This window comes from Wolbachia endosymbiont (group A) of Anthophora plumipes (assembly GCF_964028115.1).
Classification (GTDB): Bacteria; Pseudomonadota; Alphaproteobacteria; order Rickettsiales; family Anaplasmataceae; genus Wolbachia.
In genome coordinates this window covers 390,661-417,049 of record NZ_OZ034756.1, presented here as the reverse complement: position 1 = coordinate 417,049, position 26,389 = coordinate 390,661, and the positions used below count along the sequence as shown (strand labels likewise).

Below are 26,389 nucleotides of genomic sequence, written 5' to 3'. Positions count from 1 at the left end.
TCTCAACTTAAGAAAGTATACTGATACGATGACGGAAAAGAAGTACAGTAAGATTTTAATAGCAAACAGAGGAGAGATTGCTTGCAGGATTATCAGAACTGCCCATAAGATGGATATATCTTGTGTATGCGTATATTCGGATGCGGATATAAATTCTGTGCATGTAAGGCAAGCAGATGAGTCGAGGTATATTGGCCCTTCGCCATCTTGCCTCAGTTACTTAAACATCGAAAAAATATGCGAGGTAGCAGTTGAAACAGGTGCACAGGCAGTTCATCCTGGTTATGGGTTTTTAGCGGAAAATCCAGATTTTCCACGTGCTCTTCAAAAACATAATATAGACTTCATCGGCCCCAGTGCAGAAACAATAGAAGTTACAGCCAACAAAATAACGGCAAAAGAAGAGGCAAGAAAGGCTGGAGTAAATGTAGTACCAGGATATATGGGCAAGATTAAAGATGTCGCTCATGCAGCCATCGTTGCTGAAGAGATTGGTTTTCCAGTTATGCTAAAAGCTGCATCAGGCGGTGGTGGCAAAGGAATGCGAATTGTAAATTCCAAAAAAGAAATTGAACTAGCGTTCATATCAGCAACAAATGAGGCGGAGAAAAGTTTTAAGGATGGCAGTATCTTTATAGAGAAATATATAGAACTACCAAGACATATTGAAATACAAATCATAGCAGATAAATATGGCAATATAGTGTGTCTTGGAGAAAGAGAATGCTCGATACAAAGGAATAACCAGAAAATAATGGAAGAAACGCCAAGTCCATTCATTAGTGAAGAAGTAAGACAAAAAATGTATGTCCAATGTGTTTCTCTGGCAAAGCAAGTTGGCTATTTTTCAGCAGGCACTGTTGAGTTTGTTGTAGATAAAGACCAAAACTTCTATTTTCTTGAGGTAAATACGAGATTGCAAGTTGAGCATCCAGTAACAGAATTTATAACTGGAATAGACATAGTAGAAGAAATGATTAGAACTTCCTGTGGAGAGAAATTGAGATTCAATCAGGATGATATTAAACTTACTGGTTCTGCAATAGAAAGTAGAATTTGCGCTGAAGACCCATCGAAGAAATTTTTCCCTTCCAGCGGAAGAATAAAATATTACGATAAACCGGATGAAAATGATTATGTAAGAATAGATGATGGAGTTGCTGCAGGTTCAGAAATTAGCACGTTCTATGACTCAATGATTGCAAAAGTTATAACATATGGAAAAGATAGAGTAGAAGCGATCAGTAGAATGCAAAAAGCATTGTCTGAATGCTATATAGAAGGAGTAACAAATAATATAGAATTTCTAGAATCCATCTTCCATCACCCAAATTTTATTGCAGCAAAGCTCCATACGAGATTCATTCCAGACCATTACCCTAGTGGGTTTCACGGCGATTTTGTTACAGAGGAGTATATTAAAATATTTATTTTCACTGCGTTATATGTTCATTTGGAAAATGAAGAAAGGTACCATCATAAAGCAGTGAATGAAACACCTCAGGTGTCATTCCAGTGCGTGACACTGGAATCTAGTAAAAAAGAAGGGGCACCAGTATCAGCTACTCGGATGGCAGGTGACCGTGCAAGAGATTTATTCATAGTGAATATAAATGACAATGAGTACTCCGTAAGTGCAAGATATCAAGATAATATATTAACAACAGTATATAACCACAATACATACTCTGTAGTAGGCAAGTGGAAATCAAGTCATAAGTTACTATATATTACAATTAATGATGATGCTGATATAACATTTAAAGTAGAAAAACAAGGCAGCAAATACTTCATAAGACATGCAGGCATGAAAGCTGAGTGTTGTATATTTAAGCCTCATGTAGCTGAATTAAGTAGGTTAATGCTAAATAATGAAACAGAAGGGATTTCAGCAGATGCTGTAAAATCCCCAATATCTGGCTTATTAGTTAAGTTGCACGTAAATATAGGAGATCAGGTGGAAATAGGACAACCTTTATTTGTGGTGGAGGCAATGAAAATGGAAAATATCATATGTGCTGAAGCAGCAATGGTGATAAAAAATATTCTCGTTCAAGAAGGAAAAAATGTGCAGATTGGTGATGTAGTATTAGCTCTGCTTTCTTAAATAACACAAGAAGTATAAACTTGACCCAAACAAGATAAATGAAAACACTTGATGAGCTATGGCAATGGCTATTGGTATGTGCAATAATAGAGTAATTACACCCAAAATGATCTGAATGATAACGGAGAGCAGCATAATATATACCGGTTTTACGCTAGCATTTTTTACTGTGAGTATTACTACCAAAGCTAGTATTAGCAATGCCAGTGCTCGATGTATAAATTGCACTGTTGCTCTGTTCTCAAAGATATTCAGCCATATAGGGTGTAAGAAAAATAAATCTTCTGGAACGATTTGTCCGTCCATTAGTGGAAAGGTATTGTAAATCAAACCAGCATTTAATCCCGCAACAAACGCACCGAAAATTATTTGTATTACAATTAGGGCCAAAATCATCCCTGTGTAGTATATAGTGTCACTACTAATCTTAAGTTTAGTTTGCTTTGGCCTGATTTGGTAATCAAAAAATTGATATGACAATAATGCAAAGACAATTAATGCTAATAATAAGTGAAGTGCAAGCCTATAGTGGCTAACATGAGGTTCAGTTACTAAACCACTTTTAACCATATACCAACCAGCAAAAGCTTGTAAAGCTCCAAATAATAATGCCACAAATAGCCTTATTACTACCTTTTTAGATATTTTTCTTCTTAATGTAAAATATATAAATGGCAGGACAAAAACTAAACCTGTTAGTCTTGCAACCAATCTGTGTACATATTCTATTAAGTATATAGCCTGAAATTCCTCCATACTCATACCATAGTTGAATGCTTTATACTCAGGTGTAGTTTCATATTTTAATTTTTCTTGTAGCCAATCTTGTCCACTCAGTGGTGGCAATGTTCCAGTGATGGGTTTCCACTCCGTGATTGACAATCCTGCTTTTGAAAGTCTGGTAAATCCACCAATCCCCACCATGAGAATTACCATAATACAGCAGAGAAAAAGCCAAATAGCTACAGGTTTTGATTCCATAAACCATGCTGAGTTTTGTTCCATCGCTCAGGGTAAAGAATAAATTCCCATAAGGCAAGAAAAGCTGCAACACTATGTAGCAGACTATAGACCGGAAAAAATATCGATACTATATAAAAATAAAAAGGCATCTTTTGCTGTTTGACAGCTATTACCAAAAGAATCAGGTTAGTAACGTATACCACTACAAAGTAGTACAAAAATAATTCATTTAAAACTTTAGTTAATATCAATGAAAGCAGTAAAAATGGAGTAGTAAAAAATATAAAAGCTGCAGAGCCAACAAAAAGATTCAATAGCAAAATTCCCTTAAATCCAGTGTGTTTATAAAGTGACTTTATATTTTTTAAATGAACAATATAAGTTTGCATATAGCCTTTGATCCAGCGCGCTCTTTGCTTAATCCAAGCAAATACAGCAATTGGTGACTCTTCCAATGTTTCTGAGTCAATCATCCTGGTTTTATATCCCATTTGCGCAAGTCTCAAACCAAGGTCAGCATCTTCGGTAACACTATAAGCATCCCAGAAAAACAATTTTTTTAGAATTTTTACTGAAAAATGATTACTGCTACCACCCAAAGGCATTGGCATGTTCATTTTTTGGAATCCAGGCAATAAGTATTGAAACCAGTTCATATACTCCAGAGAAAAGGATTTTGTGAGAAAATTATGATCATAATTATAGTAATTCAACCTTGCCTGTACACAGGCAAGCTTATCGTCGCCCTTATTAAATTCAATCAGTGCTTTTTTTAACTGCAATGGGTCTGGTTTATCATCCGCATCATATATTACTGCATACTTTCCTCTAGCAAAGCTCATAGCATAATTGCATGACTTGGCTTTTGTTCTAGGCAAAGAATGAGGCACTTTTATTACTTCAAAATACTGTGGTAAAGTGTACTTTTCTATAGCTGCTAGCGTTTCCTGGTCATCACTTTCTACCTGAAGCTTCACATCTAATTTCGATTTTGGATAATCCAAACTTTCAATGCTTTCGATCAATTGCTCTATCACTGCACTTTCTTTAAAAGCAGGCAATAAAATAGTATATATAGGAAAATCTTCTTCATTCAGCTTACTATAATCCACTTTTTGGTTGGAGGTTTCACATAAGTTAAAAATTGTAGCTATAAACTTGAATAAATAACTAGAACATCCGATTATAAATATCAACATCAAAGCAAAATATGTATATTTCTCTGTTAGTGTTAAAATTGAAGTTACAATAAAGAAAGAAGCAAAAAATATTGAGCTTAGTTTAATGCTTTTAGCTGAAAAATTAGCATTCTTGTAATATAAGTAGTTGCTTGCAAATTCTGAAATACCAAAGTGCGAGTTAAGAAGATTTAAAATCTGTTCGCTATCCACTTTTATTAATACATAGTCAATACCGTAATGAGCTTCGACCCAACGGTTGATATCTCGGCTTGTGTCTTCAACCATAAAAAAAGTAGTATCATTTAATTTTTGCCAAGGAATTATATTAAATTTATAGTAAAAAAGTTTCTCTTGCTCTTTGCATAAACTAGAATCAAACTTAATTTTTTCTACATTATCAGCTTGAAGTATAGGCAATTGTTGCATTAAACCTAATGCAATTTTTTATTTAAGTCACGTGAAAATGAAGATATGACCTCGCTACTACGCTTATCATCTTTACGTTCATGCATTATTTTTTTTACAGCATCAGCAGCTATATTCGCTGTGTTAGCCTGTAAGTCTCCAAGAGCTTTTTCAACTTGGTCAGTGACTTTCTTCAAGTTAGAATGGGCATTGTCATCTAATGTCTGATCTAGCTGCTGTCTATTGTGCTTAATGATACTATTAGCTTTATCAAGTGCTTCATTCATCATTTTATTAACTTCTGCATCTAATTCTTTGTATTTTTCAGAAGATTTTTTGTAATACTCCAACATATCTTTCCTGAATTTTTCAGTTTCTTCACTTGAAAATTTGCTTTTGTTACGCTTATTGTTAAGCGCATTTTTTATCACTTTCTTTAGCAATTTATACGAAAGGACAAAACTTACCAAGAAGGCAAGACCGATAATCAGTGATGTAGACATAAAAACCCCTAAAATTCTTTGGACACCAAGTCAGCAACAAACTCCTCTTCAATTTCAGAATTGGTCAATTTAGTATAATAAATTAAAGCAATACTAGTAGCCATTTGTTTTAACTGATCAGTATATTCAGATTTAAATTCTGCCACTTTTTCTTCAATAAGCTTGCTCTTTTTTTTGTCCTCCTCTTCTAATATATTCTTAACATTAGCTCTCATTTCTTCTACCTGAGCAAGTGCATCATCTATGATCCTTTTTGCCTGTATTCTAGCTTGGTTTAAAGCGGCATTATACTTGGCAATCTGCTCTTCCGTGAGTCTTAAAAGATGAACAGAACTATTAAAAGAATCCAATACTTTTTTACTTCTAGTGCTTATTATTTCATCTAACTTTGGTAAAAATAAACAACTTACTACGAAAAAAAGTGAAGAGAAAAAAATTAAAAACCAAAAAACTTGAGAAAAGAAGGTTGAAACATCAAGCTGTGGCATGTGTTAAGCAACAAATATTAATAATACTGCAAGTAAAAACGCAAGCAATCCCATTATTTCAACCATAGCAGCACCAATATAAACGTAAGTTTTCATTTTACCTTCCGATTCAGGATTCCTCGCAACCCCATTCAGCATAGCAGAAAAGATATTAGCTATACCTAAACCAGCACCGAGCATTCCAAACGCAACTAAACCAATTGCTATAAATTTTAAAGCTACTAAATCCATATATTACCTTTAAACATTTCTTTATAATATAATTGTAAAATATTCTGCAAGGAAGTCAATTACTTTACTGCATCTGACAAATATACACATGTTAATATAGTAAATATATAAGCTTGTAAAACTGCAACAAATACTTCAAACCCTATCAATGCAATTATGAACAAAAACGGCGCAGGAGTGAGAAATATGTTCATATTTACAATAAACCCTGCTATCACTTTGATAACTGTATGACCCGCAATCATATTTGCTGCAAGCCTTATTGATAGGCTAATCGGCCTTACTAAATAAGCAAACAACTTAATAATAATTATTATAGGTGCAAGCCACGAAGGAGTTCCTTTTGGTAGCAATATGCGTAAAAATTCTACTCCCCTTTCTTTAAATCCAACAATCGTTATATAAATAAAAACCACCATCGATAAAGCGAAGGTGACTATCACATGACTTGTGACCGTGAAACTATAAGGAAGAACACCAACCAAATTACATGATAAAATGAAAATAAACACTGTAAATATCAATGGAATGTGCTGCAAGCCTTTGCTTCCAGTGTTACTTTCTATTATTGAAACAACAAAATCATATACATATTCAACTGCAGCTTGCAAATATCCTGGTATTACTGACCCCTTCTTTATTCCAAAAAGCAAAAAGAGTATCACCAATATCACCGAAATCATCATGAAAAGAGATGAATTGGTAAAGCTTACGTCATACCCAAATAACCTAGGTAACTCTATTATTGTATATACTTTAAACTGTTCCAGTGGATTTAATGCCATTTTAATCTGAACTATAAACAGTAAATAAAGTATGAATTTTATAGGACAAAGTCAAGAATTAAGATAAAGCCCTGTATCATTATAACATTGATACATTAACAAAATATGTAATTAGAGTGTTAATTACAGTCAGCTCTGTATTTTAAAACTTACTAATCTTATTAAATAATTCAATATCTTGACTTAACATCTTATTTTAATTATAATTTAATTTTTAGTGAGGTATTATTATGAACGAAATAGATTTTATTAACACTAATCATCCTTTAAATTTAGAGCAGGAATTTGGTAGTGGATACATTAAACTAACAGATGGCTCCTTTAACGAATATACTGGCCATTATCAAATGGGAAGCGAAATACTAGATAAAAGCCATAATATGATAGGAAACTTAACTATTGATGGTTACATTCATAACTTCCATGAAGATAACCACAATATGAATCTTAAGCTCTCTATGGAGATAGATTTAAAAGGTGATATCGAGAAGATAAATTCTCTCTACAATAATATATAAAATTACAAAAACTTCTGCATCCTTGTTTATGATGTAGAAGTTACCTTTTATTCCATTACAACAAGCTTTAAAAGCACTACATTTTATATTACAATAACTTTTTTATTTCTTTAAAGGTTCATGAAATTCACATTATCTTGGTTATTAGAACACTTAGAAACCAATGCTAGTTTAGAAGAAATTACCGATAAATTAACTCACATAGGGTTAGAAGTAGAAGATGTGATCGACAATACCAAATTAGCTGGTTTTATTGTTGCAAAAGTATTAGAAGTTGCACCTCATCCAAATGCCGATAAATTAAAATTATGTAAAGTAGATGACAGAAGTAAAACTCTACAAATAGTTTGCGGAGCAAACAATGTTAGAGAAGGTATGAAAACTGTGCTTGCATCTCTTGGTAGCACATTGCCAGAAAGTGATTTCACAATCAAGCCTACAAAAATACGAGAAGTGCTAAGTGAAGGGATGCTCTGCTCTGCTTCTGAACTTGCGCTAGTTCAAGAGGAAAGTGAAGGAATAATCGAGCTTTCCGATGATTATAAAGTAGGGGATAAATTTTTCAATTGTGACCCTGTAATTGATATAAATGTTACTCCAAACCGTGGAGATTGCTTAGGCATTTATGGAATAGCTCGCGACCTTGCTGCAACTGGAATTGGGACATTAAAGACTTTAAGCATTCCACAACTTACCAGCTCCATAAATTCACCAATCGATGTTGAAGTGACTGACGGAGAAAGTTTTATTAGTGGAATATACATCGCCAATGTAAAAAATCAAGAAAGCCCAAAGTGGCTAAAAGATAAATTGGAATCGATAGGAATGCGCTCCATTTCTACAATAGTTGACATTACTAACTATATTATGATATCTTTTAATCGTCCAATGCATGCGTTTGATGCAAACAAAGTAGATGGCAAACTTACAATAAGAAAAGCAAATGATGGAGAAAGCTTCTTTGCTTTAAATGGTAAGGAATATTTACTGGACAATAATATAAACATTTATTCTGATAGTAAAAATATTCATGGAGTTGCTGGAATTATAGGTGGAAAGTGCAGTGAATGTACTCTTGAAACCACCAATATTTTTTTGGAATTAGCTTTGCTCGATCCAATCTCTATCACTAAATCTTCAAGACAGCTCAGCATCTCCACAGACGCTAGTTACAGATTTGCACGTTCAATCGATCCTGGATTTACCCTTGATGGACTCAATCTTGCAGCCAAAATGATTTTGGATTTATGTGGTGGAGAAGTCTCAAGCGTAGTGTCTGCCGGTAATCTAGATAAAGAATACACCTCTGTCATCCAAGTAGCTGACACTGGGATCCAGAAAAAACCATGCCGGAATGATGCTAAGATAAGCCTTGATTACCAAGATATAAACAAGTTTGGAAGTGTATCTGTATCACCTGATGAGACGTTCGATATCTTAACGAAACTAGGGTTTAGTATTGATAAAAAAACCGAAGGCAATTGGAATGTACAAGTACCAAGCTGGAGACCGGACGTGACTATACCTGCTGACCTAATTGAAGAAGTAACAAGAATATACGGCTATGACAAAATAAAAGAAGAACCACTACCAAATAATGTTGAAGAAGTAGATAGTACATACGACAATTTGCGTATTTTGATGACAAACAGAGGGTTTCATGAAGTGCTAACCTGGTCGTTTATGAGTGAATCAACAGCTGAAAAATTTGGTTACTCGAATAAGTTATTTATCATCGATAATCCGTTTAACAATAACTTTAATATGATGAGACCAAGTATTATGCCAAATTTATTGCAAGTCACTGCTGATAATATTGCCCATGGAGTATCTGATCTTGCAATCTTCGAAATTGGGCCGATTTACGATGGTGAAGCTCAGTCTAAACATGTCTTAAGTGGAATAAGAACAGGAAATAATTTACCGCGAAACCATTATAATATTGATAGGAAAGTAGATGTTTTTGACGCAAAGGCTGATTGCATAGCAGCTTTGGAGTTTTTTAACGTCAATTGCGATAATTTAACGATAGAGAGAGCAGAAAAAGAATATTATCATCCAGGAAAGTCAGGCACCTTATCTTTTAGAAGTAAAATAGTTGTTTATTTTGGAGAGTTGCATCCTAATATATTAGATCTTTTTGACATCAAGCAAAAAGTTGTAGGTTTTGAGGTAATACTAGAAAATATTGAAAATTTACCTGTAAGTAGAAAGAAATTTATCGATTATAAATACCAAAGTGTAAAACGTGATTTTGCATTTATTGTAAATAAGGATGTGGAAGTAGGTAACATAATCAATGTGGTAAAAAAAAGCTCAGAGCTCATCACAGAAGTTTTAGTATTTGACGTATACCATGGAAACAATATAGAACCGAATAAGATGTCTATAGCATTGTCAGTTACTTTCTGCTCTCCAATCCACACTTTAACTGAAAAAGAGATCCAAAAAGAATCAAGTGCTATAGTTAATTTAGTATGTGAAAATACCGGAGGAACCTTGAGAACTAGTCATTAAAACGTAATCACAGTTTCCTGATTTTGCTGTGTCACACTTACTTCATCCAATCTATTCCCTATCTTGAATTCAATATCCTTAAAAAATCTATTCCACATTCCATGCAAATGCTCTTCTATTTTAGGCCATACATCATCCTTAAATGTTTCACCATCATCAGAAAATACATCACCTATCAAGGCTCCTACTTCTTCATAACTTGATTCGAAATGTTGAAGAAATGTCTCTATTTCCTTATGAGTATCATGTGCCACACTCAACGCTTTTCCTTCTACGTTGCCATTTTTGTTTATAACAGTAGCTGATAACCCCAACCGAATATAACCCAAACCTACCTGCAAAGAGTTCCAGGCCTTCTGAGCAATATTCTGATTATCTTTGGGTACATTACTTATTACAAGGTTTACCAGCCGGTTTATTAAAGGGGATAACAAATTTTGACAAAAATGCTTGATATTATCTTTCGTTTTAATCACAGGATATTTGATGCATTTCTCTGCTAAACAGTATTCAAGTTCTGCTTTCTCCAGCAACTCCTTGATTTTTGCTTCATCAAAATTTTCTTCCTTGAGCACCTCCAACAACTTATCTTCTATTATTGCAAACTTTATTTTTTCGCGAGATTCCAGCTCTTCTCTATAATTATTTTTTGTTTCTTCATTTATCAACAATCCTTCTTTTTTTAACTCTAATTGTTTTAATGCTTCTAGAATCGCTTTATTCCTTTCTAGAAGGACTTTTATTGACTTTGTAATTGGATGACCTTTTTCCCTTTGTTTAGCTTGTAAACGCTCATTTTGATCTTTGAGTGTTTGTTCTAATTTAGATTCTTCTAAATGTTTTTCATCTTGTACACGAAAAGCTTCAATTATTTCTGCTAGATCTGATTCATCATATCTTTTTAATGTCCCGCATAAATTTAAAACACCCTCTTTTTGTTCTTTAAGCAACCTTTGTACTTTATATTTTTTTATTTCTAAATACGCCTCTTCTATGAAGTCATTTATTTTAGCTGAAGCTTCCTTATCCGATAGAACCTTTACTTTTTTTTCTAAATCTTCAAGCTGCTTCCTTAGGCTTTGCTTCTCCTTATCCGGTATACCTGATTGACTTAACTCACCTTGAGCTTTTTTTATTACTGATTTTATCAGCCTGTGCTCAACCTCTTGATCATCATATTCAAATTTAAAAAGGTCTTCTAACCTCCTTTTTAAGGTGCCATCTGTTAAGCTACTGTTTCCATGTATTTCTTTTAATTCCTTATGTCTATTGTTATACCTTATTTGACCTATTCCTCTTAAACGTTCAATCTCTTCTTTCGCATTATCCAAGGCTTTCTCTGTTGCTTGGGGATGATCATTTTTATAAATATCAATTGCTTTTCTTTCAACTATTTTGCCTTTCTCTTTAAGCTCTTTCCATTCCGCCTCATGTACAGAAAATTCATCATCTTTTGAGTCACTTGGTACTTCTATTCCTACGTTTTTCAAATCTTCTATTATCATCTCTTTCTCATTTGGTAATTCTTTACCTTGGCTTTCTAGTTTCTGTTTCACTAAAGTATTTCTTAGCTCATCTTCCAGTGAAAAATCTTCTCCCCGTCTATCTCGCTGAAATTTAATTGCTTGTATAAAAGCAACTCGATAAGCATTTTGTATTAAGTAATTCACCAGTTTAGAATCTACACTATCCACCACTTTCAGTCTGAATTCGTCCAACAATTCCTTCAGCTTATCATATGTAATATCTTTTCCTTCTAGCTTCATTAGCTCTTCCATAGTCTTTGCGAATTCCTGAATCGAAATTGCAAGCACATTCTTGATCTCATTACGTAAAGGCCTAAGGCCGTTTTTTAAATTGATATTAGCTGATAATTTCAGTATGGTATTATGTTCTGAATCACGTGCAACATTAAACCAACTACCATCTTTATCTTCATATAAATCTCTAAGTAATTGTTCAAATTGCGGTGGAAACTTAACTTCCATATCCCACTTAATGTCTGACTTACCAGCATCTATTTCACGAAAAGACACTTCAATATTCTGGTATTCATTCTGATATAACCCATTACTTATTTTTAGAGCAGCAACCAAAGAATGAGATAACTTTCTGTTTGTAAGATAAAAAGTAGCTAAGGCGGGTGTTGCAGGAATAATTAAGGCTATAAGCACAGCTATATCAACAAGAATTGCAATTGCAGCAAGAACGCCATATGCCAATCTTTTTGCTGTACTTACCTCACTCTTTTTTGTTTTACTTTCCTCTGAACTGGTTTGTGTTTTACTGTTTGTTTTATATATAACTAACCCCAATGCAACAGAAGCAACATAAGGAAACATTAAAACTGATAGAGCTGAATTTAATACTTTCTTCTCCAGGCAAGCTCTGTTTATTTCCTTAAATATTTCGCTTGATATATTATACCAGGAAGTAAAAAAATCGGAGCCGTAACCTTTATAATGAAATATACTTAGTGGAATGCTAAAATCAGCACCTATTTTTTTTAAATTACTAACAGATTCTTGCTCTTCCAAAGTAGCAACAGGTCCTTCCTGTTTTTCTGAAGTAGCAAAAGATTCTCTTTGTAAATTAGGTTGTCCATTTAATGCATCTAAATCACCACTATTGTTATTTAAGTCAACAACTTCCTCACAACCTACAACAGCATTCATACCATAACCTTATCCAATTACCTTAAGTATAGCATAAATACTGACAATCTTGCAACTTTATTAAAAATCTAACGCTCAATGCTAACATTTAAATCCTGATATTCCTTAGAATAAAAGTTAGTTCCAATTTCTGTATTAATGTCCAAAGATAAGGCAAGGGTCTGCTCTTTTATATATTCAATCCACGTATTTATTGCTTCCTTAATTTTCTCATCTTCTGTTTTGATTATTACTCTGATTCTATCGGACATATGAAAATCAGCTTGTTTCCTAGTTTCCTGAATGAGCCTCACTACATCTCTTGCAAGCCCTTCTAGAATCAATTCATCATTTAAAGTAGTGTTTAGGATAACAACCCCTTTGTTGTTATCAAATACAGAGGAGAATTCACTGTTTGCTTTTAATAATAGTTCATATTCGCCTTTTTCTATGATATAACTTTCTGACTCGTCCCCCAAAAATATGAGACCTCTTTCTGTCATTCCAGCGCGTGACGCTGGAATCTGCGTCTGGATCCCAGTGTCAGCTACTCGGATGACACCGGATTCAACTTGTTTCCACTTTCCTTGTTTAACATATTGAACCAGTGTCTTAATCTTCTCCGGAATTCTTTTTCCAAGCACAGGGAAGTTGAGTTTTAACTCTAGTGATGCAATATCTTCAAGTCTGTTTACTAACTTCAGTTTTTTTACATTTACCTCATCTTTTATCATCTCTTGGTACTCATTTGAGTTTTCAGCACACTGGATCCCAGTGTCACGCACTGGGATGACAGAAAACGGCTCACCTTCCAGAAAACTACAGGAAGACTGATGATAAATGATCATACTGCCAAGTGGCTGTCTGATACGTATATTAAAAGTGTTTCTAATAGAGAGTGCAGAGTTACATATCTCTCTCACTAGATCCATTTTGGCAATGAGCTGACTATCAAACTTCTCTAATTGTGGGAAATCAGCCAAATGAACAGATGTTTCTTCATACTTAAGCCCTTGCCATATATTCTCTGTTATAAGTGGCAACAAAGGGGCTGCAGCTCTTAGTATGTAATAAAAAACCGTATATAGAACATTATAAGCATCAGTTTTATCCTGATCCAAATCACTTTTCCAAAAACGCTCGCGACTGCGACGAATATACCAATTATTTAGCACTTCAAAAAAGTTCATCAAAATTTTGCAAGCCTCTTGGGAGTTATAGCTGTTCATAGAAGTTTGGATACTTTCTACAGCTTCAAAACATTTGGAAATCATGTAGCGATCAATAGTACTTTGATAATCCTTACAAACTTCAGCTTTAATTCCATCTGCATTTGCATACATGGTAAAAAAGTGATAACTGTTCCAAATAGGTTTTATTACGTTTTTCAGAACATCTCGTATTGAGTTTCCTTTTTTATCGAGTAGCAAATTACCACCACAAACAATAGATCCAGAAAGCATAAGAAAACGCAGTGCATCAGAACCGTATCTATCAAAAACCTCCATTGGATCTGCATAGTTATTCAAACGCTTGGACAATTTTTGCCCTTTTACATCCAAAACAACACCGTGGCATATGCAGTTCTTAAATGGTTCCCTATCAAACAAAGCAGTGGACAATACAAAGAGCGTATAAAACCACCCCCTGGTTTGCGCTATGTATTCAGTGATAAAATCTGCAGTTTCAAACCACTCCTTATTTTCAAACGGATAGTGGACTTGTGCGAATGGCATCGAGCCAGATTCAAACCAGCAGTCAAATACGTCAGGCACACGACGCATAACTGATTTTCCTGTTGGATCATCAGGATTTGGCCTCGTTAAAGTATCGATAAATGGTCTGTGCAAATCATCTACTTTAACATTAAAATCTCGCTCTAGTTCTTCTATCGAACCATATACATCCACTCTTGGATATCTTGTATCATCTGATTGCCACACAGGAATCGGAGTACCCCAGAATCGATTGCGTGAAATTGACCAGTCGTGTGCCCCTTCAAGCCATTTTCCAAATTGACCATCTCTAATGTGGTTTGGTATCCAATTAACTCTCTTATTTAGCTCTACCATTCTGCTTTTGAATTTTGTAACGGCAACATACCAAGAAGGCATAGTGCGATAGATCAAAGGAGTGTCAGTTCTCCAGCAGTGTGGATAATTGTGAATATATTGTTCAGTTTTGAACCAGTTTCCTTGTTCTTTCAATTTTTTTATTACTGTATCATTGGTATCAAAAACATGAACCCCTGCCAAATCTGAAACTTCAGCAGTAAATTTTCCACTGTTATCAATTGGACAAATAACTGAAATATCATGGCTTTGGCAAAGGTAAAAATCTTCCTCACCAAATCCAGGAGCAGTGTGTACAACGCCAGTACCATCTTCTCCTGTAACATAATCAGCAACAAAAACACGGAATGCATTCTTTGTATCTTTAAAGTAATCAAACAGCGGCTTATAGGAAAGGCCTGCAAGATCATTCGCTTTAAGTTTTATATTGCAGTTTTCATATGGAATATTGTTTTGTTCAGAGTGGCTGATAAATTTTTCTAGGTAGCTTTCAGCGAAAATATAAATTTCACTGTTCACTGAACTCCTTTCATTAACTTCTGTCATCCCAGTGCTTCGACACTGGGATCCAGAAATAGATTCCAGCGTCACGCGCTGGAATGACACCAAAGAGTGGACTGACACTGCACAATACTTGATGTCCTTTCCTATCGCCAATGCCAGATTGCTAGGAAGAGTCCAAGGAGTTGTAGTCCAAGCAAGTAATTTACATTTTTGTTTAACACTTTTAAACTGCTGTGGGTTTTCTAAAAGCTCAAATGCAACAGTTACAGCTTTGCTAGTCTTTTCTCTATACGCGTTATCAAGCCTTGTTTCAAAATTGGATAATGGAGTTTCGCACGCCCAGCTATATGGAACAACGCGTACTGATTCATACACTAGACCCTTATCATAAAGCTGTTTAAATGCCCACATGACCGACTCCATGAATGATTTATCCATGGTTTTATAGTCATTATGAAAATCCACCCACCTTGCCTGCCTATTGACATATTTTTCCCACTCTGATGAAAATCTCATTACAGAAGTACGACAATGGTTATTGAATTTTTCAATGCCGAATTTTTCTATCTCAGTTCTACCAGATATTCCAAGTTCTTTTTCTGCACCCATCTCAGCCGGTAATCCATGGCAATCCCAACCAAATCTACGTTCAACCCTTTTTTGAAGCATAGTTTGATATCTTGCAAATGCGTCTTTGATGAAACCAGTGAGTAAATGTCCATAATGTGGAAGTCCATTTGCAAACGGAGGCCCATCATAAAACACAAAACAATTATCCTTGGAACGTTCTCCAACTGACCGCTCAAAAACTTTATTTTCCTGCCAAAATTTTATGATTTCTTTTTCTAACGACGAAAAATCAGGACTACTTACTGTATCAGGATAATGCTTTAACTTCACGTTCATTTTGACCGGATAAAGCCAAAGAATATAGGGCTTTCTAGAAAATTACAAATGCAAAAAGAAACAAACTTATTCCTGCACCCCACACCCTATAGCTAACACAATCCCACGTCATACCGCGATTCATTCGCGGTATCTCAGCTTAACCGTCATATCGTCACGGTATCTCTAGATCCCGCTAACAAGTAGCGGGATGACGGTTGTCGGTAAGCCTAAATTACTTTAGCTATAGTTGATAAACTTGAAATAAACTACGTGAAGTACTTCTATCTTGTTCTATAGGGGTACTTTCTCTCAATCAAAATAATTCTCTGACGGATGTCCAACAGAGCTATCCTGCACCACACCCCAACAAACTGTTCTGCCGAGCTTCCAACACTTTCACGTTTACTATTTTGTCCCTGTATTTACCTTCAGGATCATCAATGCACACTGATTGCATATATGGGCTTTTACCAATAATTTGGTTTTGGTGTTTGCCTTTTTTATCACTGAACAAAGCAGGTATAGTTTTGCCTACCATACTCTGGTTAAACTCAAGTTGTTGCTTACTAATTAATTTCTGTAAACGAAGAAGGCGTTCTGTTTTAACCTCTTCTGGTACTTGATCTTTTCTTTCTGCTCCTGGTGTACCTGGTCTTGGGCTATATTTAAAGCTATAAGCCTGAGCATATCTAATTTTTTCTACTAATTTTACAGTTTCTTCAAAATCTTTTTCGGTTTCTCCAGGAAAACCAACAATAAAATCAGAAGAAAATTCGATTTCAGGTTTCAATTTGCGAAATCTGTCTATTATTTCCAAATACTCCTCTGCAGTGTGCTTTCTGTTCATCGCGTGCAATATTTTATTCGAACCTGACTGCACAGGCAGGTGAATAAATGGCATGAGTTTTGGCTCTTCCGCATGCGCCAAGTAGAGAGATTCATGCATATCTCTTGGATGAGAAGTTGTATAACGAATCCTCTCTAGCTTTTCAATTTTAGCAATATGACTAACTAATTTGCCTAAATCCCACACTTCCCCTTCGCATTTCCCATGGTAAGCATTGACGTTCTGACCAAGCAAATTGATTTCCTTCGCCCCATTTGCAACTAATTTCAATGCTTCACGAAATATTTCATTCACTGGCCGTGAATACTCAGCTCCACGAGTATATGGTACTACACAAAACGTACAAAATTTATCACAACCTTCTTGTATGGCAAGAAACGCAGAAGACCCCTGGCTATTGCCATAGCATTCATCTGGCAATTTATCAAACTTTGCAACTTCAGGAAAATCAGTGTTTATTACATGACCTTTACTTCTGCTTGCTTTGACTATCAGCTCCGGTAAGGTAGCGATACTCTGCGGACCAACAACAATATCAACAAAAGGAGCCCTTCTGAATACTTCTTCTCCCTCTGCTTGCGCTACACATCCAGCCACCACTATAGTAATTTCTTTTCGTGACGAATGAATCTTCCCGAGCTCAGAATAAAGCTTTTCTGCTGCCTTCTCTCTAATGTGACAAGTGTTCAGTATCACCAAATCAGCTTTTTCTGCATCACTAACAACGTTGAACCCCAAAGGTTTAATTATATTTTCCATTAAAACGGAGTCATAAACGTTCATCTGACAGCCGTAAGTTTTAATATATAGGCCTTTCATATTTGGTATGTCTTTTTCAAAACCCTACATATAATCACATTAAATGTCCAACAGACCAGCGCGTGACGCTAGTGAACTTGCTAGCACAATAGATTTTTATAAAATTGGATCCCAATGTCAAGCACACAGCTATTGCAACTCGACTTCACCAGTATCCCTGTAAAAATCATTGGTAAACCTCAGTAACTTTAGCTTATGTTATTTTCAAAAAAGTCAAAAATGAAAATAGAAGAGTAGCTGAGCTTTCTGCTTTTTCTGGGTAAGGTCAGTCAAAAAGGTTTTACAACAACCATAATAACTATAACTATTATCAATACTGTAACTGCTTCATTTAAAACACGAAAATAAACGTGTTTTTTTTCATTTGAACCCATTGCAAAATTTTTCCTATATTTTGCAAGTAGCATATGAATAATTAACATCAAAAGTATTGCAAATGCTTTTACATGAAACCATCCTTCACGATATGCTTTCCTAATAACCATTAATGTGATTCCAAGACCAAGTGAGAAAAGCATTGCAGGGTTTATGATATATCTAAGTAGCCTCTTTTCCATTGTTTGAAGCAAGCTATCATTTTCCGATCCCGGTTTTACAGTTGCGTGGTAGACATAAAGCCTGGGTAAATAAAGCATACCTGCCATCCACATAATGGCGGAGATAACGTGAAAAGCTTCAAGCCAGTGGTAGTAATCCATTGAGATTTATTACAAAATGTTAAAAATTTCTGATATTATTTTAGTTTAATGAAAAAGAAATCGATATGAAAGCAGAAAATTTCACTAAAGAACAGATAATTGGATTCTACAGGAAAATGCTACTCATACGCAGATTTGAAGAAAAAGCAGGACAATTATATGGAATGGGATTAATAGGTGGGTTCTGTCACCTATCAATAGGGCAAGAAGCAGTTGCAGTTGGAACTCAAGCTGCATCAAAATTAGGTGACGCTTTTATCACAAGTTATAGAGACCATGGCTTAATGCTCGCATGTAATTCTGATCCAAATGTTGTAATGGCAGAACTCACTGGCAAAGAAACAGGATGCTCGAAAGGTAAAGGTGGTTCGATGCACGTATTTGACGTTGCAAAAAAATTCTTCGGCGGACATGGAATAGTGGGGGCACAAGTTCCAATTGGCACAGGAATAGCATTTGCTAATAAATATAAGAAAAGAGACAACGTGGTATTCACGTATTTTGGTGACGGTGCTGTAAATCAAGGGCAAACATATGAATCATTTAATATGGCAGCTTTATGGAAGTTACCTGTAGTTTATATTATAGAGAATAACGGATATGCAATGGGTACTTCTGTAGAAAGATCCACTTTGGTAACTGAGCTATATAAAAAAGGAGAAAGTTTTGGTATTCCTGGAAAACAAGTTGATGGAATGGATTTTTTCTCTGTTTATGCGGCTACAAGCGAAGCAGCGGAACACACACGCAGCGGAAAAGGGCCTATCCTGCTTGAAATGAAGACATATCGATATCGCGGCCATTCGATGTCAGATCCTGCTACTTATCGCTTAAAAGAAGAAGTTGAAGATATGAAGCAAAATCATGACCCTATAGGCACTTTAAAGAAATACATGATAGATAATAAAATTGCTTCAGAAGAAGAATGTAAAGTAATTGATAAGGAAGTACGTGATTTAGTAAAAAAGTCGGAAGATTTTGCCAAAAATAGTAAAGAACCAAGCGTTGATGAGTTGTATACTGATGTTTATAAATTTGTTAGCTAAGTAGGCTTCTTTTTTTTATCCAGGTGGCAACTAACTGTACGAACATTGTATAGTAAACGATGTCATTCAAGTAGCTCCTTCTCCCGTCATCTAAGTAGCCTTCTTCTTGTCATCTGAGTAGCTGAAACTGATTCCTTTATGACGGCCCAGTGCCCTCTTCTTGTCATCCCAGTGCCCAGACACTGGGATCCAGTTTTCCATATAATCTCATCGAAAATGTTGTAACCACTTTCTATGCTAGTTTGCTTGCTTACAAGCAAACTTTTCTGGATCCCAGTGTCGGGGCACTGGGATGACACCATTCTTTTTCCTGGATCCAAGTAGTCAGGGCACTGGGATGACAAAAAAGGGGCTACTCGGATGACAAAAAAAGGATGCTACTGGAATGACAGGAGAATGGGCTACTTGGATCCTAGAGGAAAGCGTTCGTGCAATTATTGTGCATGAATTTAAATGGCACAACTTATGACAATTATCTTCGCACCAAAACGTTTGTGAGACTCAGTGGTTAGATTTACTTCGCCTATTCAGCTAATTTTTATTACAATTATAACAAAATAATTTTGGCTTTGATGAAAACTGTATATGTATGTCAATCCTGTGGTCATAGCACTGGTAGGTGGGTAGGAAAGTGCATTGCATGTGACAATTGGGATACAGTTGTTGAAGAAATAGCAGTAAAAACGGGCAAAAGAAGTATATCTGCGCCAATTTTAATAAAGGCGTTATCGGGTAGCGAAATTATCACTCCAAGTCGTTTTCTAACAGGAGTAGAAGAATTAGATAGAGTTTTTGGTGGGAGTATCGTTCAAGGTGCTAGCATTCTAATTGGAGGCGAACCTGGTATTGGAAAATCTACCCTTTTGCTTAGAATTGCAGCTAATGTCGTGCAACTTTCCTCTTTTGAATGTCTTTATGTATCTGGCGAGGAATCTTTAGAGCAGGTGAGCCTCAGAGCAAAGCGTCTTAAGATAAATGAACCTAAAATTAAGCTTTTATCTACAGTGTCTTTAACTGATGTAGTAGCAACAATAAAGGAAAATAAAAGTATTAAATTTTTAGTAATTGACTCTATACAAACAATGTATGATAGCAGAATTACATCGGCACCAGGAACTGTAACTCAGGTTCGTACTTGTGCCCATGAATTAACCATTCTTGCAAAACAATATGGTGTTTCTCTTTTAATAGTTGGTCATATAACTAAGGATGGGCAAATAGCTGGACCTAAAACTTTGGAGCATATGGTAGATACGGTATTATATTTTGAAGGTGAAAATAGCAATCAATACCGTATTTTGCGTACTATTAAAAATAGATTTGGCCCTGCAAATGAAATTGGTGTTTTTGAGATGTCTGAAGCAGGACTTGTGCCTGTTGATAATCCATCATCATTGTTTCTGATGGCCCATGACAGAGAAGTAGTTGGCAGCGCCGTATTTGCAGGAATTGAAGGCTCAAGACCAATTTTAATGGAAGTTCAAGCGTTAATAGCAGGAACTAATATGGCAACCCCAAGAAGGACAGTAGTTGGGTGGGATATTAATCGATTGGCTATGATCATCGCGGTGCTAAATGCTCGCTGTAAAATGTTTTTGCATGATAAAGAGGTATACCTAAACATTGCAGGGGGACTCAAAATACAGGAACCATCGGCTGATCTTGCTGTTGCTGCTTCCCTTATCTCAAGTGTAGTAAATTTACCGCTGCCAACTTCTTCAATAATCTGCGGTGAAGTTGCACTTTCTGGAGAAATTAGGAATGTCTCGCATGCTGATCTTAGACTAAAAGAAGCACAAAAGTTAGGATTCAAAAAAGCAATTATGCCTAAAAATGGTAATTACTCTTCTCATGATATTGAGATAATCAAGCTTGGTCACGTAAGGGAATTAAGAGAAATTTTTAATTACAATTAAATAATGCTTCAGCAAACTCTTTACTAGTAAACTCCTTTAAGTCCTCTATACTTTCACCAATTCCTATAGCATGTAACTTTACCTTATAAGCTTCTGCAAGTCCAATTACTACTCCGCCCTTAGCAGTGCCATCTAGCTTTGTTATGATTAACCCTGTAACACTAACCATCTTACTAAATGCCTCTAATTGGCTATAAGCATTTTGGCCGGTAGTTGCGTCAAGAACTAAAATAACATCATGAGGGGCAGTGTCATCCAATTTCTTTATCGTTCTATATATTTTTGATAACTCCTCCATAAGGTTCACATTATTTTGCAGCCTTCCTGCTGTGTCAATTAGAACAACATCAACGTTATCTTTTATAGCTTGACTTACAGCTCTATATGCCACACTCGCAGAATCGCTACCATGCTCTCCAGTAACAATCAAGCAATCAGAACGTTCTGCCCAAATGTTTAATTGTTCACTAGCAGCAGCTCTAAATGTATCACATGCAACAAGCATAACGGACTTTCCCATCTCCTTATATTTATATGCGAGCTTACCTATAGTTGTGGTTTTACCATTACCATTTACTCCACATACCATTATTATATGTGGTTTTCTGTTTAAAATTAACGGTTGCACGACAGGGTTTAATATAGCTTCTATTTCGTTCATTAACTGCTGTGTGATAATGTTATGTTCAACTTCCTTGTCAAACTTGATGCTTGTGAGCCTGTCAATAATCAACTTGGAAGTTTTATGACCAATATCCATGCTAATTAGCAATTCTTCTAGCTCATCTAAAAGCGACTGATCTAATTTTTTTTTGCCAGAAAAAATACTTTTCACCCCGTCGCTAAAGCGAGAAGAAGTTTTTAACAAGCCTTTATAAAGGTTACTAAACAAACTCAAGGGAATACTCCTTTTTAAATTATAAACTTAATGACAATATAAAGAATGACATGCACTACGTGTATTTGTAAAGTTAAATACACTCACTTTTGTGTTATTCTGTGAGTAAAATATACCGTTTGCTAGTGTATTTCACTTTAGTTTTTAACCTAAATATGTTATAATGTAGGACAGTGGTTTATAGGTAATTTTATGAGTTATAATGAAAAAATTTTAGATCATTACGAAAATCCAAGGAATGTTGGCTCTCTGGATAAAAATGATCCAAATGTTGGTACTGGTTTAGTTGGTGCACCATCGTGCGGTGATGTAATGAAATTGCAGATAAAGGTCAATGACAAAGGTGTTATTGAAGATGCAAAATTTAAAACTTTTGGTTGTGGTTCTGCCATTGCTTCAAGTTCCTTGTTAACAGAGATGATAAAGGGAAGAACCATCAGTGACGTTACACAGATAAAGAATACTCAAATAGTGGAAGAGTTGTCTTTACCTCCAGTGAAGATACACTGTTCGGTGCTTGCTGAAGATGCTATAAAGGCTGCTATTCATGATTATCAAAGCAAACAAAGTAAAGGTGGACATTGAGAACTAAAGCATGAGTGAATATCAAGGAGTAAACGCTATAAAGAAAGATAAAAAACTTATTACTATAACTGCGAAAGCAGTAGAAAGGATAAGGTATTTATTGGACCAAAAGAAGCATACTAACCTTGAGAAACCGGAAGAAGCAATAGGAATAAGAGTGCTAATTAAACAAAAAGGATGTTCTGGTTTAAAATATGATATTGAATATGCGTATGATACTCGTCCTTTAGAGTCGATAATTGAGGAAAACTGCAGTGATGACCAAAAAGTCAAAGTGTTGATCGATCCAAAATCTGTCATGTTTATTCTTGGCTCTGAAATGGATTATGTAGAAGAAAAATTTTCATCGGGTTTTGTTTTCAAAAATCCTAATGAGAAAGGAAAATGTGGTTGTGGAGAGAGTTTTCATGTCTAGCAGCTATTTTACATTGTTTGAAATTGAACCAACTTTCAATATCAGCTTTGATGAGTTAGAGAAAAAATATATTGAGCTAAGCAGGACTGATATAAACGAAGGACAATCTAAAAATATAATTAATATTAACAAAGCTTATCAGGTGCTAAAGTCACCTCTAAAACGTGCCGAGCATTTGTTGAATCTTTTTGGTATGAAAAGCCAAAAGGATCATCTAAATTCTGAAATACTAAATGAATCAATGGAAATAAGAGAATATTTGCTGGACTGCGATGATCTACAATTTGCAAGTAGGATGGTTGATGAAAAAATAAAAGATTGCGTTAAAAACCTAATTAACACTTTTGCTGTAAAGAATTTTGATGGAGCTGCTACACAAGTCTTAAGATTGAAATATTTATGTAAGTCATTTGAGGAGGTGAAAAAGAATGCAACCAATTCAAATTTCTGAACCAAATTCAAGTGAAGTAGTTTTTGGTATAGATCTTGGCACTACTAACTCTTTAATTGCTATGGTAAATAAAGCTGGCAACGTGGAGATATTTAAAGATGAGCAGGGAAGAGAGCTACTGCCTTCTGTTATTTCGTATGAAAATAATACATTGAAAACTGGCTGTGACGTCGGTCAAAATGCAATCTACTCAATAAAGCGTTTAATGGGTGAAAGTGTTGAAGAATTAAATAAAGAAGGCCTCAATTTTGAAATAGATAACGAAAGTGAAAAAGTTATTAGAGTAAAATGCTCAGAGGAAAAGTATCTTACTCCTGTTGAGATTTCTGCTGAGATATTAAAAGCTTTATGCGAGAGGGTGAAAAAGTCTACAGGAATGGAAGTAAAAAAAGCAGTGATCACTGTGCCAGCTTACTTTGACGATTCAGCACGTAACGCAACTAAATATGCAGCAAAATTAGCTGGCATAGAAGTTCTTCGTCTCGTTAATGAACCAACTGCTGCTGCACTTTCTTACTCCATTGAAAAGAACAACAGCAGCGGAATATATGCAGTTTACGACCTTGGTGGAGGAACATTTGATATTTCAATATTGAAATTACATCAAGGAGTGTTTCAAGTCCTTGCGGTTGGTGGTGATACCAAACTCGGCGGTGATGATTTTGATCACCTACTAAGTTCAATTGTACTTGATAAGTATAGAGAAAAAGTAGGTTTAAACAAGGAGTCGACAACACACCTTAATGTCATTCCAACACATAACGCTGGAACCTGCAATATCCGTACCGCGAAAGAATACTTAAGTGAAAATGTATCAGGCACTTTTGGCTTTAACATTAACGGCAAGCCATTTGAATGTGAAATAACTAGAGAGAAGTTCGAACAGGCAATAAGTCCTTTAGTTAATAAGACTATCAATATAGTCACTCGTACTATAAGTGATATAGATCTTAAAATTGATGATATAAAAGGAGTAATTTTAGTTGGTGGTGCAACTAGAACACCATTGGTTCAAAATTCACTAGTCAAGCTCTTTGGAAATAAAGTACTAAGTGACGCAGATCCAGATAAAGCAGTGGTCATTGGAGCAGCTTTGCAGGCTCATTCTGTTCTCCTGGATGTTTTACCTTTATCACTTGGCATAGAAACTATGGGAGGCATAGTTGAAAAAATCATACCAAGAAATACGCCACTACCAGTTTCAGAAACAAAAGAGTTTACAACTTATGTTGATGGGCAAACAGCAATGAAAATTCACGTTTGTCAGGGAGAACGTGAAATGATCGAGGATAACAAATCTCTAGCACAGTTTGAACTAAAAGGTATACCGCCACTACCTGCAGGTTCTGCAAGAGTTGAAATAGAATTTACAGTTAACGTTGACGGAATATTGACTGTTACTGCAAGAGAAAAAACCACCAGAATCGAGCAGACAGTTGAAGTAAATTCAAGTTTTGGCTTAAGTGGAGCCGATATTCAAAATATGGTTGACCAGTCAATAAACAGCTTTGACGAAGATATGAAGGCTCGTTCCCTTGCAGGCGCTAAAATTAATGGAAATAAACTTATACACTTGGTTGAAAACAATAATAACCTTTCCACTGATCAAAAGTTAAAAAACCTATTACAAAACGCAAAAAACGCTTTACAAGGCAATGACTTGAATGAAATTAACAACGCTATCGCTGAGTTAGAAAGTTCTGCTTTAGAATTATGTGAATTAACAGATAGGTAGAGTTTACACAACTTTATGCAATATCCTGTCAAATCTCAAAGCAACAGGTAACCTGAAATTAAATGGTAACCAATCGACCTTTCCTAATTTAAATGATAAACCAACTATGCTTACACGCCCGATTATATTTTCCATTGGTACAAAACCAACTTCAGGAAACCTGCTATCCAAAGAATTGTTTCTATTGTCTCCCATAACAAAAAATTGATCGTTAGGTACATAATAAACCGTAGTGTTATATGATAGCTTATTAGAAATGTTATCTACCAAAATCTCATGCTCCTTGCCACTTAAAAGCGTTTCTATATATCTTGGTATGTTACGATTTGACTCATAATCAAAAAAACTTTCAATTTGCCTTCGCTCTACTTTCTGATCATTTAGGTATAATTCTCCCTCTATCATTTGCACTTTGTCACCTGGTGTTCCTATTACTCGCTTAACAAACCTGATGCTGTCATTTCTTGTGGGTTTGAAAACTACTATGTCGCCACGCTTTGGAGGGGTATAAAAAATCCTGCCGCTAAAAATGTTTGGAGAAAATGGAAATGAGTGTTTACTGTAACCGTATGAATATTTACTAGTAAAAATGTAATCCCCTTCAAGTAGGGTGCTTTTCATTGAACCAGAAGGTATATGAAATGGCTCGAATAAAAAACTACGTATTGATAGCGCAATCAACAGTAAAAAAAACAATGAAGATAAAAATCTTCCCGTTCTTATCACCCAGTTTTTGCTTAGTTCTTCCAACTTTTCCAACTTTTCCAACTTTGTTTTTCTTATAGATTAAGCTTATTATAATACATAAATTAAAAAATGGTAATATGAAATTTTACTTGTGAATGTTATTCCTCTATTCAAAACAATTTTGAAAAGGCGGTTCATTTCTTTCAACGGTGTCATCCAAGTAGCGTGACACATAACTGTACGAACATTGCAATTTGCAGGTGGCAGATGAAAGTAGCTGACACTGAGATCCAGAAAAAAGAATGGTGTCATCCGAGTAGCTGACACTGGTTCCTGCAATCTCATCGAAAATGTTGTAACCACTTTCTATGCTAATTTGCTTGTAAGCAACCTGGATCCCAGTGTCGGCTACTCGGATGACACCATTCTTTTTTCTGGATCTCAGTGTCAGCTACTTTCATGACACCATCTGGATG

General features: G+C 35.3%; 23 protein-coding genes. 9 read left to right on the top strand and 14 right to left on the bottom strand.

All coding sequences use genetic code 11. The features are described from left to right. Positions 1 to 28: 28 nt before the first annotated feature. A complete protein-coding gene (locus tag ABWU75_RS02165; protein WP_353286979.1) occupies positions 29 to 2,107 on the top strand; it encodes an acetyl-CoA carboxylase biotin carboxylase subunit in 2,079 nt (692 codons plus the stop codon). Here ABWU75_RS02165 and ABWU75_RS02160 read toward each other — a convergent pair. From ABWU75_RS02160 to ABWU75_RS02135, 6 genes are read right to left on the bottom strand one after another with little or no spacing between them, the layout of a single operon-like run. Next, the gene (locus tag ABWU75_RS02160) at positions 2,090 to 3,088 is read right to left on the bottom strand and encodes a COX15/CtaA family protein (RefSeq protein ID WP_253309463.1); all 999 of its coding nucleotides are present in this window, start codon (positions 3,086 to 3,088) and stop codon (positions 2,090 to 2,092) included. The genes ABWU75_RS02165 and ABWU75_RS02160 overlap by 18 nt on opposite strands. Then, entirely contained in the window at positions 3,070 to 4,668 is a 1,599-nt protein-coding gene (locus ABWU75_RS02155; protein WP_309166964.1) for a glycosyltransferase family 2 protein, read from the bottom strand. Before ABWU75_RS02155 ends, ABWU75_RS02160 begins: the two co-directional genes overlap by 19 nt. Before the next feature lie 14 nt (positions 4,669 to 4,682). Beyond that, on the bottom strand, positions 4,683 to 5,159 hold the full coding sequence (locus ABWU75_RS02150; protein ID WP_064125097.1) for a hypothetical protein: 477 nt from the start codon (positions 5,157 to 5,159) through the stop codon (positions 4,683 to 4,685). Positions 5,160 to 5,167: 8 nt separating this feature from the next. Further along, entirely contained in the window at positions 5,168 to 5,647 is a 480-nt protein-coding gene (locus ABWU75_RS02145) for a hypothetical protein (protein ID WP_264730954.1), read from the bottom strand. 3 nt (positions 5,648 to 5,650) lie between these two features. Beyond that, positions 5,651 to 5,878 (bottom strand): F0F1 ATP synthase subunit C, encoded by a 228-nt coding sequence (locus tag ABWU75_RS02140; protein WP_353286978.1) that lies wholly within the window; start codon positions 5,876 to 5,878, stop codon positions 5,651 to 5,653. A 59-nt stretch (positions 5,879 to 5,937) separates the two neighbouring features. Continuing rightward, positions 5,938 to 6,663: a F0F1 ATP synthase subunit A gene (locus ABWU75_RS02135; RefSeq protein ID WP_353286977.1), complete on the bottom strand. Its 726-nt coding sequence runs from the start codon at positions 6,661 to 6,663 to the stop codon at positions 5,938 to 5,940. Positions 6,664 to 6,893: 230 nt separating this feature from the next. On the opposite strand from ABWU75_RS02135, the gene ABWU75_RS02130 reads away from it, so the two are divergent. Next, positions 6,894 to 7,181, top strand: coding sequence for a hypothetical protein (locus ABWU75_RS02130; RefSeq protein WP_253309467.1), 288 nt, complete (start codon positions 6,894 to 6,896; stop codon positions 7,179 to 7,181). Positions 7,182 to 7,301: 120 nt separating this feature from the next. Next, the gene (pheT, locus tag ABWU75_RS02125) at positions 7,302 to 9,698 is read left to right on the top strand and encodes a phenylalanine--tRNA ligase subunit beta (RefSeq protein WP_353286976.1); all 2,397 of its coding nucleotides are present in this window, start codon (positions 7,302 to 7,304) and stop codon (positions 9,696 to 9,698) included. Here the strand turns inward: pheT and ABWU75_RS02120 are convergent. From ABWU75_RS02120 to hemJ, 4 genes are all read right to left on the bottom strand, one after another. Next, positions 9,695 to 12,373, bottom strand: coding sequence for a hypothetical protein (locus ABWU75_RS02120; RefSeq protein ID WP_353286975.1), 2,679 nt, complete (start codon positions 12,371 to 12,373; stop codon positions 9,695 to 9,697). The genes pheT and ABWU75_RS02120 overlap by 4 nt on opposite strands. A 68-nt stretch (positions 12,374 to 12,441) precedes the next feature. Then, positions 12,442 to 15,828: an isoleucine--tRNA ligase gene (gene ileS, locus ABWU75_RS02115; RefSeq protein WP_353287061.1), complete on the bottom strand. Its 3,387-nt coding sequence runs from the start codon at positions 15,826 to 15,828 to the stop codon at positions 12,442 to 12,444. Between the two features lie 334 nt (positions 15,829 to 16,162). After that, positions 16,163 to 17,482, bottom strand: a complete 1,320-nt coding sequence (gene miaB / locus ABWU75_RS02110; protein ID WP_264688421.1) for a tRNA (N6-isopentenyl adenosine(37)-C2)-methylthiotransferase MiaB — start codon at positions 17,480 to 17,482, stop codon at positions 16,163 to 16,165. Between the two features lie 269 nt (positions 17,483 to 17,751). Continuing rightward, positions 17,752 to 18,180 (bottom strand): protoporphyrinogen oxidase HemJ, encoded by a 429-nt coding sequence (gene hemJ, locus ABWU75_RS02105; RefSeq protein WP_353286974.1) that lies wholly within the window; start codon positions 18,178 to 18,180, stop codon positions 17,752 to 17,754. Positions 18,181 to 18,245: 65 nt separating this feature from the next. Between hemJ and pdhA the strand changes: the two genes are divergently transcribed. After that, positions 18,246 to 19,226, top strand: a complete 981-nt coding sequence (pdhA, locus tag ABWU75_RS02100) for a pyruvate dehydrogenase (acetyl-transferring) E1 component subunit alpha (protein WP_253302779.1) — start codon at positions 18,246 to 18,248, stop codon at positions 19,224 to 19,226. 86 nt (positions 19,227 to 19,312) lie between these two features. On the opposite strand, the gene ABWU75_RS02095 is transcribed toward pdhA, so the two are convergent. Then, complete coding sequence (locus ABWU75_RS02095) at positions 19,313 to 19,570, bottom strand: hypothetical protein (protein WP_353286973.1); 258 nt, start codon at positions 19,568 to 19,570, stop codon at positions 19,313 to 19,315. Between the two features lie 228 nt (positions 19,571 to 19,798). On the opposite strand from ABWU75_RS02095, the gene radA reads away from it, so the two are divergent. Continuing rightward, positions 19,799 to 21,142 carry a DNA repair protein RadA gene (gene radA / locus ABWU75_RS02090; protein WP_353287060.1) on the top strand — a complete coding sequence of 448 codons (1,344 nt, stop codon included), beginning with the start codon at positions 19,799 to 19,801 and terminating at the stop codon, positions 21,140 to 21,142. Here the strand turns inward: radA and ftsY are convergent. After that, a complete protein-coding gene (ftsY, locus tag ABWU75_RS02085; RefSeq protein WP_264731680.1) occupies positions 21,129 to 22,040 on the bottom strand; it encodes a signal recognition particle-docking protein FtsY in 912 nt (303 codons plus the stop codon). The two genes, radA and ftsY, sit on opposite strands and share 14 nt — an antisense overlap. A 192-nt stretch (positions 22,041 to 22,232) precedes the next feature. Between ftsY and iscU the strand changes: the two genes are divergently transcribed. The 4 genes from iscU to hscA are packed head-to-tail and all read left to right on the top strand — an operon-like array spanning position 22,233 to position 25,226. Next, positions 22,233 to 22,625: a Fe-S cluster assembly scaffold IscU gene (iscU, locus tag ABWU75_RS02080; RefSeq protein ID WP_114516867.1), complete on the top strand. Its 393-nt coding sequence runs from the start codon at positions 22,233 to 22,235 to the stop codon at positions 22,623 to 22,625. A 10-nt stretch (positions 22,626 to 22,635) separates the two neighbouring features. After that, positions 22,636 to 23,040 (top strand): HesB/IscA family protein, encoded by a 405-nt coding sequence (locus ABWU75_RS02075; RefSeq protein ID WP_264328899.1) that lies wholly within the window; start codon positions 22,636 to 22,638, stop codon positions 23,038 to 23,040. Beyond that, positions 23,033 to 23,491: an iron-sulfur cluster co-chaperone HscB C-terminal domain-containing protein gene (locus ABWU75_RS02070; protein WP_353287059.1), complete on the top strand. Its 459-nt coding sequence runs from the start codon at positions 23,033 to 23,035 to the stop codon at positions 23,489 to 23,491. The genes ABWU75_RS02075 and ABWU75_RS02070 overlap by 8 nt, the downstream gene beginning before the upstream one ends. After that, positions 23,469 to 25,226, top strand: a complete 1,758-nt coding sequence (gene hscA, locus ABWU75_RS02065) for a Fe-S protein assembly chaperone HscA (RefSeq protein ID WP_353286972.1) — start codon at positions 23,469 to 23,471, stop codon at positions 25,224 to 25,226. Before ABWU75_RS02070 ends, hscA begins: the two co-directional genes overlap by 23 nt. Positions 25,227 to 25,229: 3 nt before the next feature. Here the strand turns inward: hscA and lepB are convergent, their stop codons facing one another. After that, a complete protein-coding gene (gene lepB / locus ABWU75_RS02060) occupies positions 25,230 to 25,976 on the bottom strand; it encodes a signal peptidase I (RefSeq protein WP_264732601.1) in 747 nt (248 codons plus the stop codon). A gap of 45 nt (positions 25,977 to 26,021) precedes the next feature. Continuing rightward, on the bottom strand, positions 26,022 to 26,276 hold the full coding sequence (locus ABWU75_RS02055) for a hypothetical protein (RefSeq protein ID WP_353286971.1): 255 nt from the start codon (positions 26,274 to 26,276) through the stop codon (positions 26,022 to 26,024). Between the last annotated feature and the right edge of the window lie 113 nt (positions 26,277 to 26,389).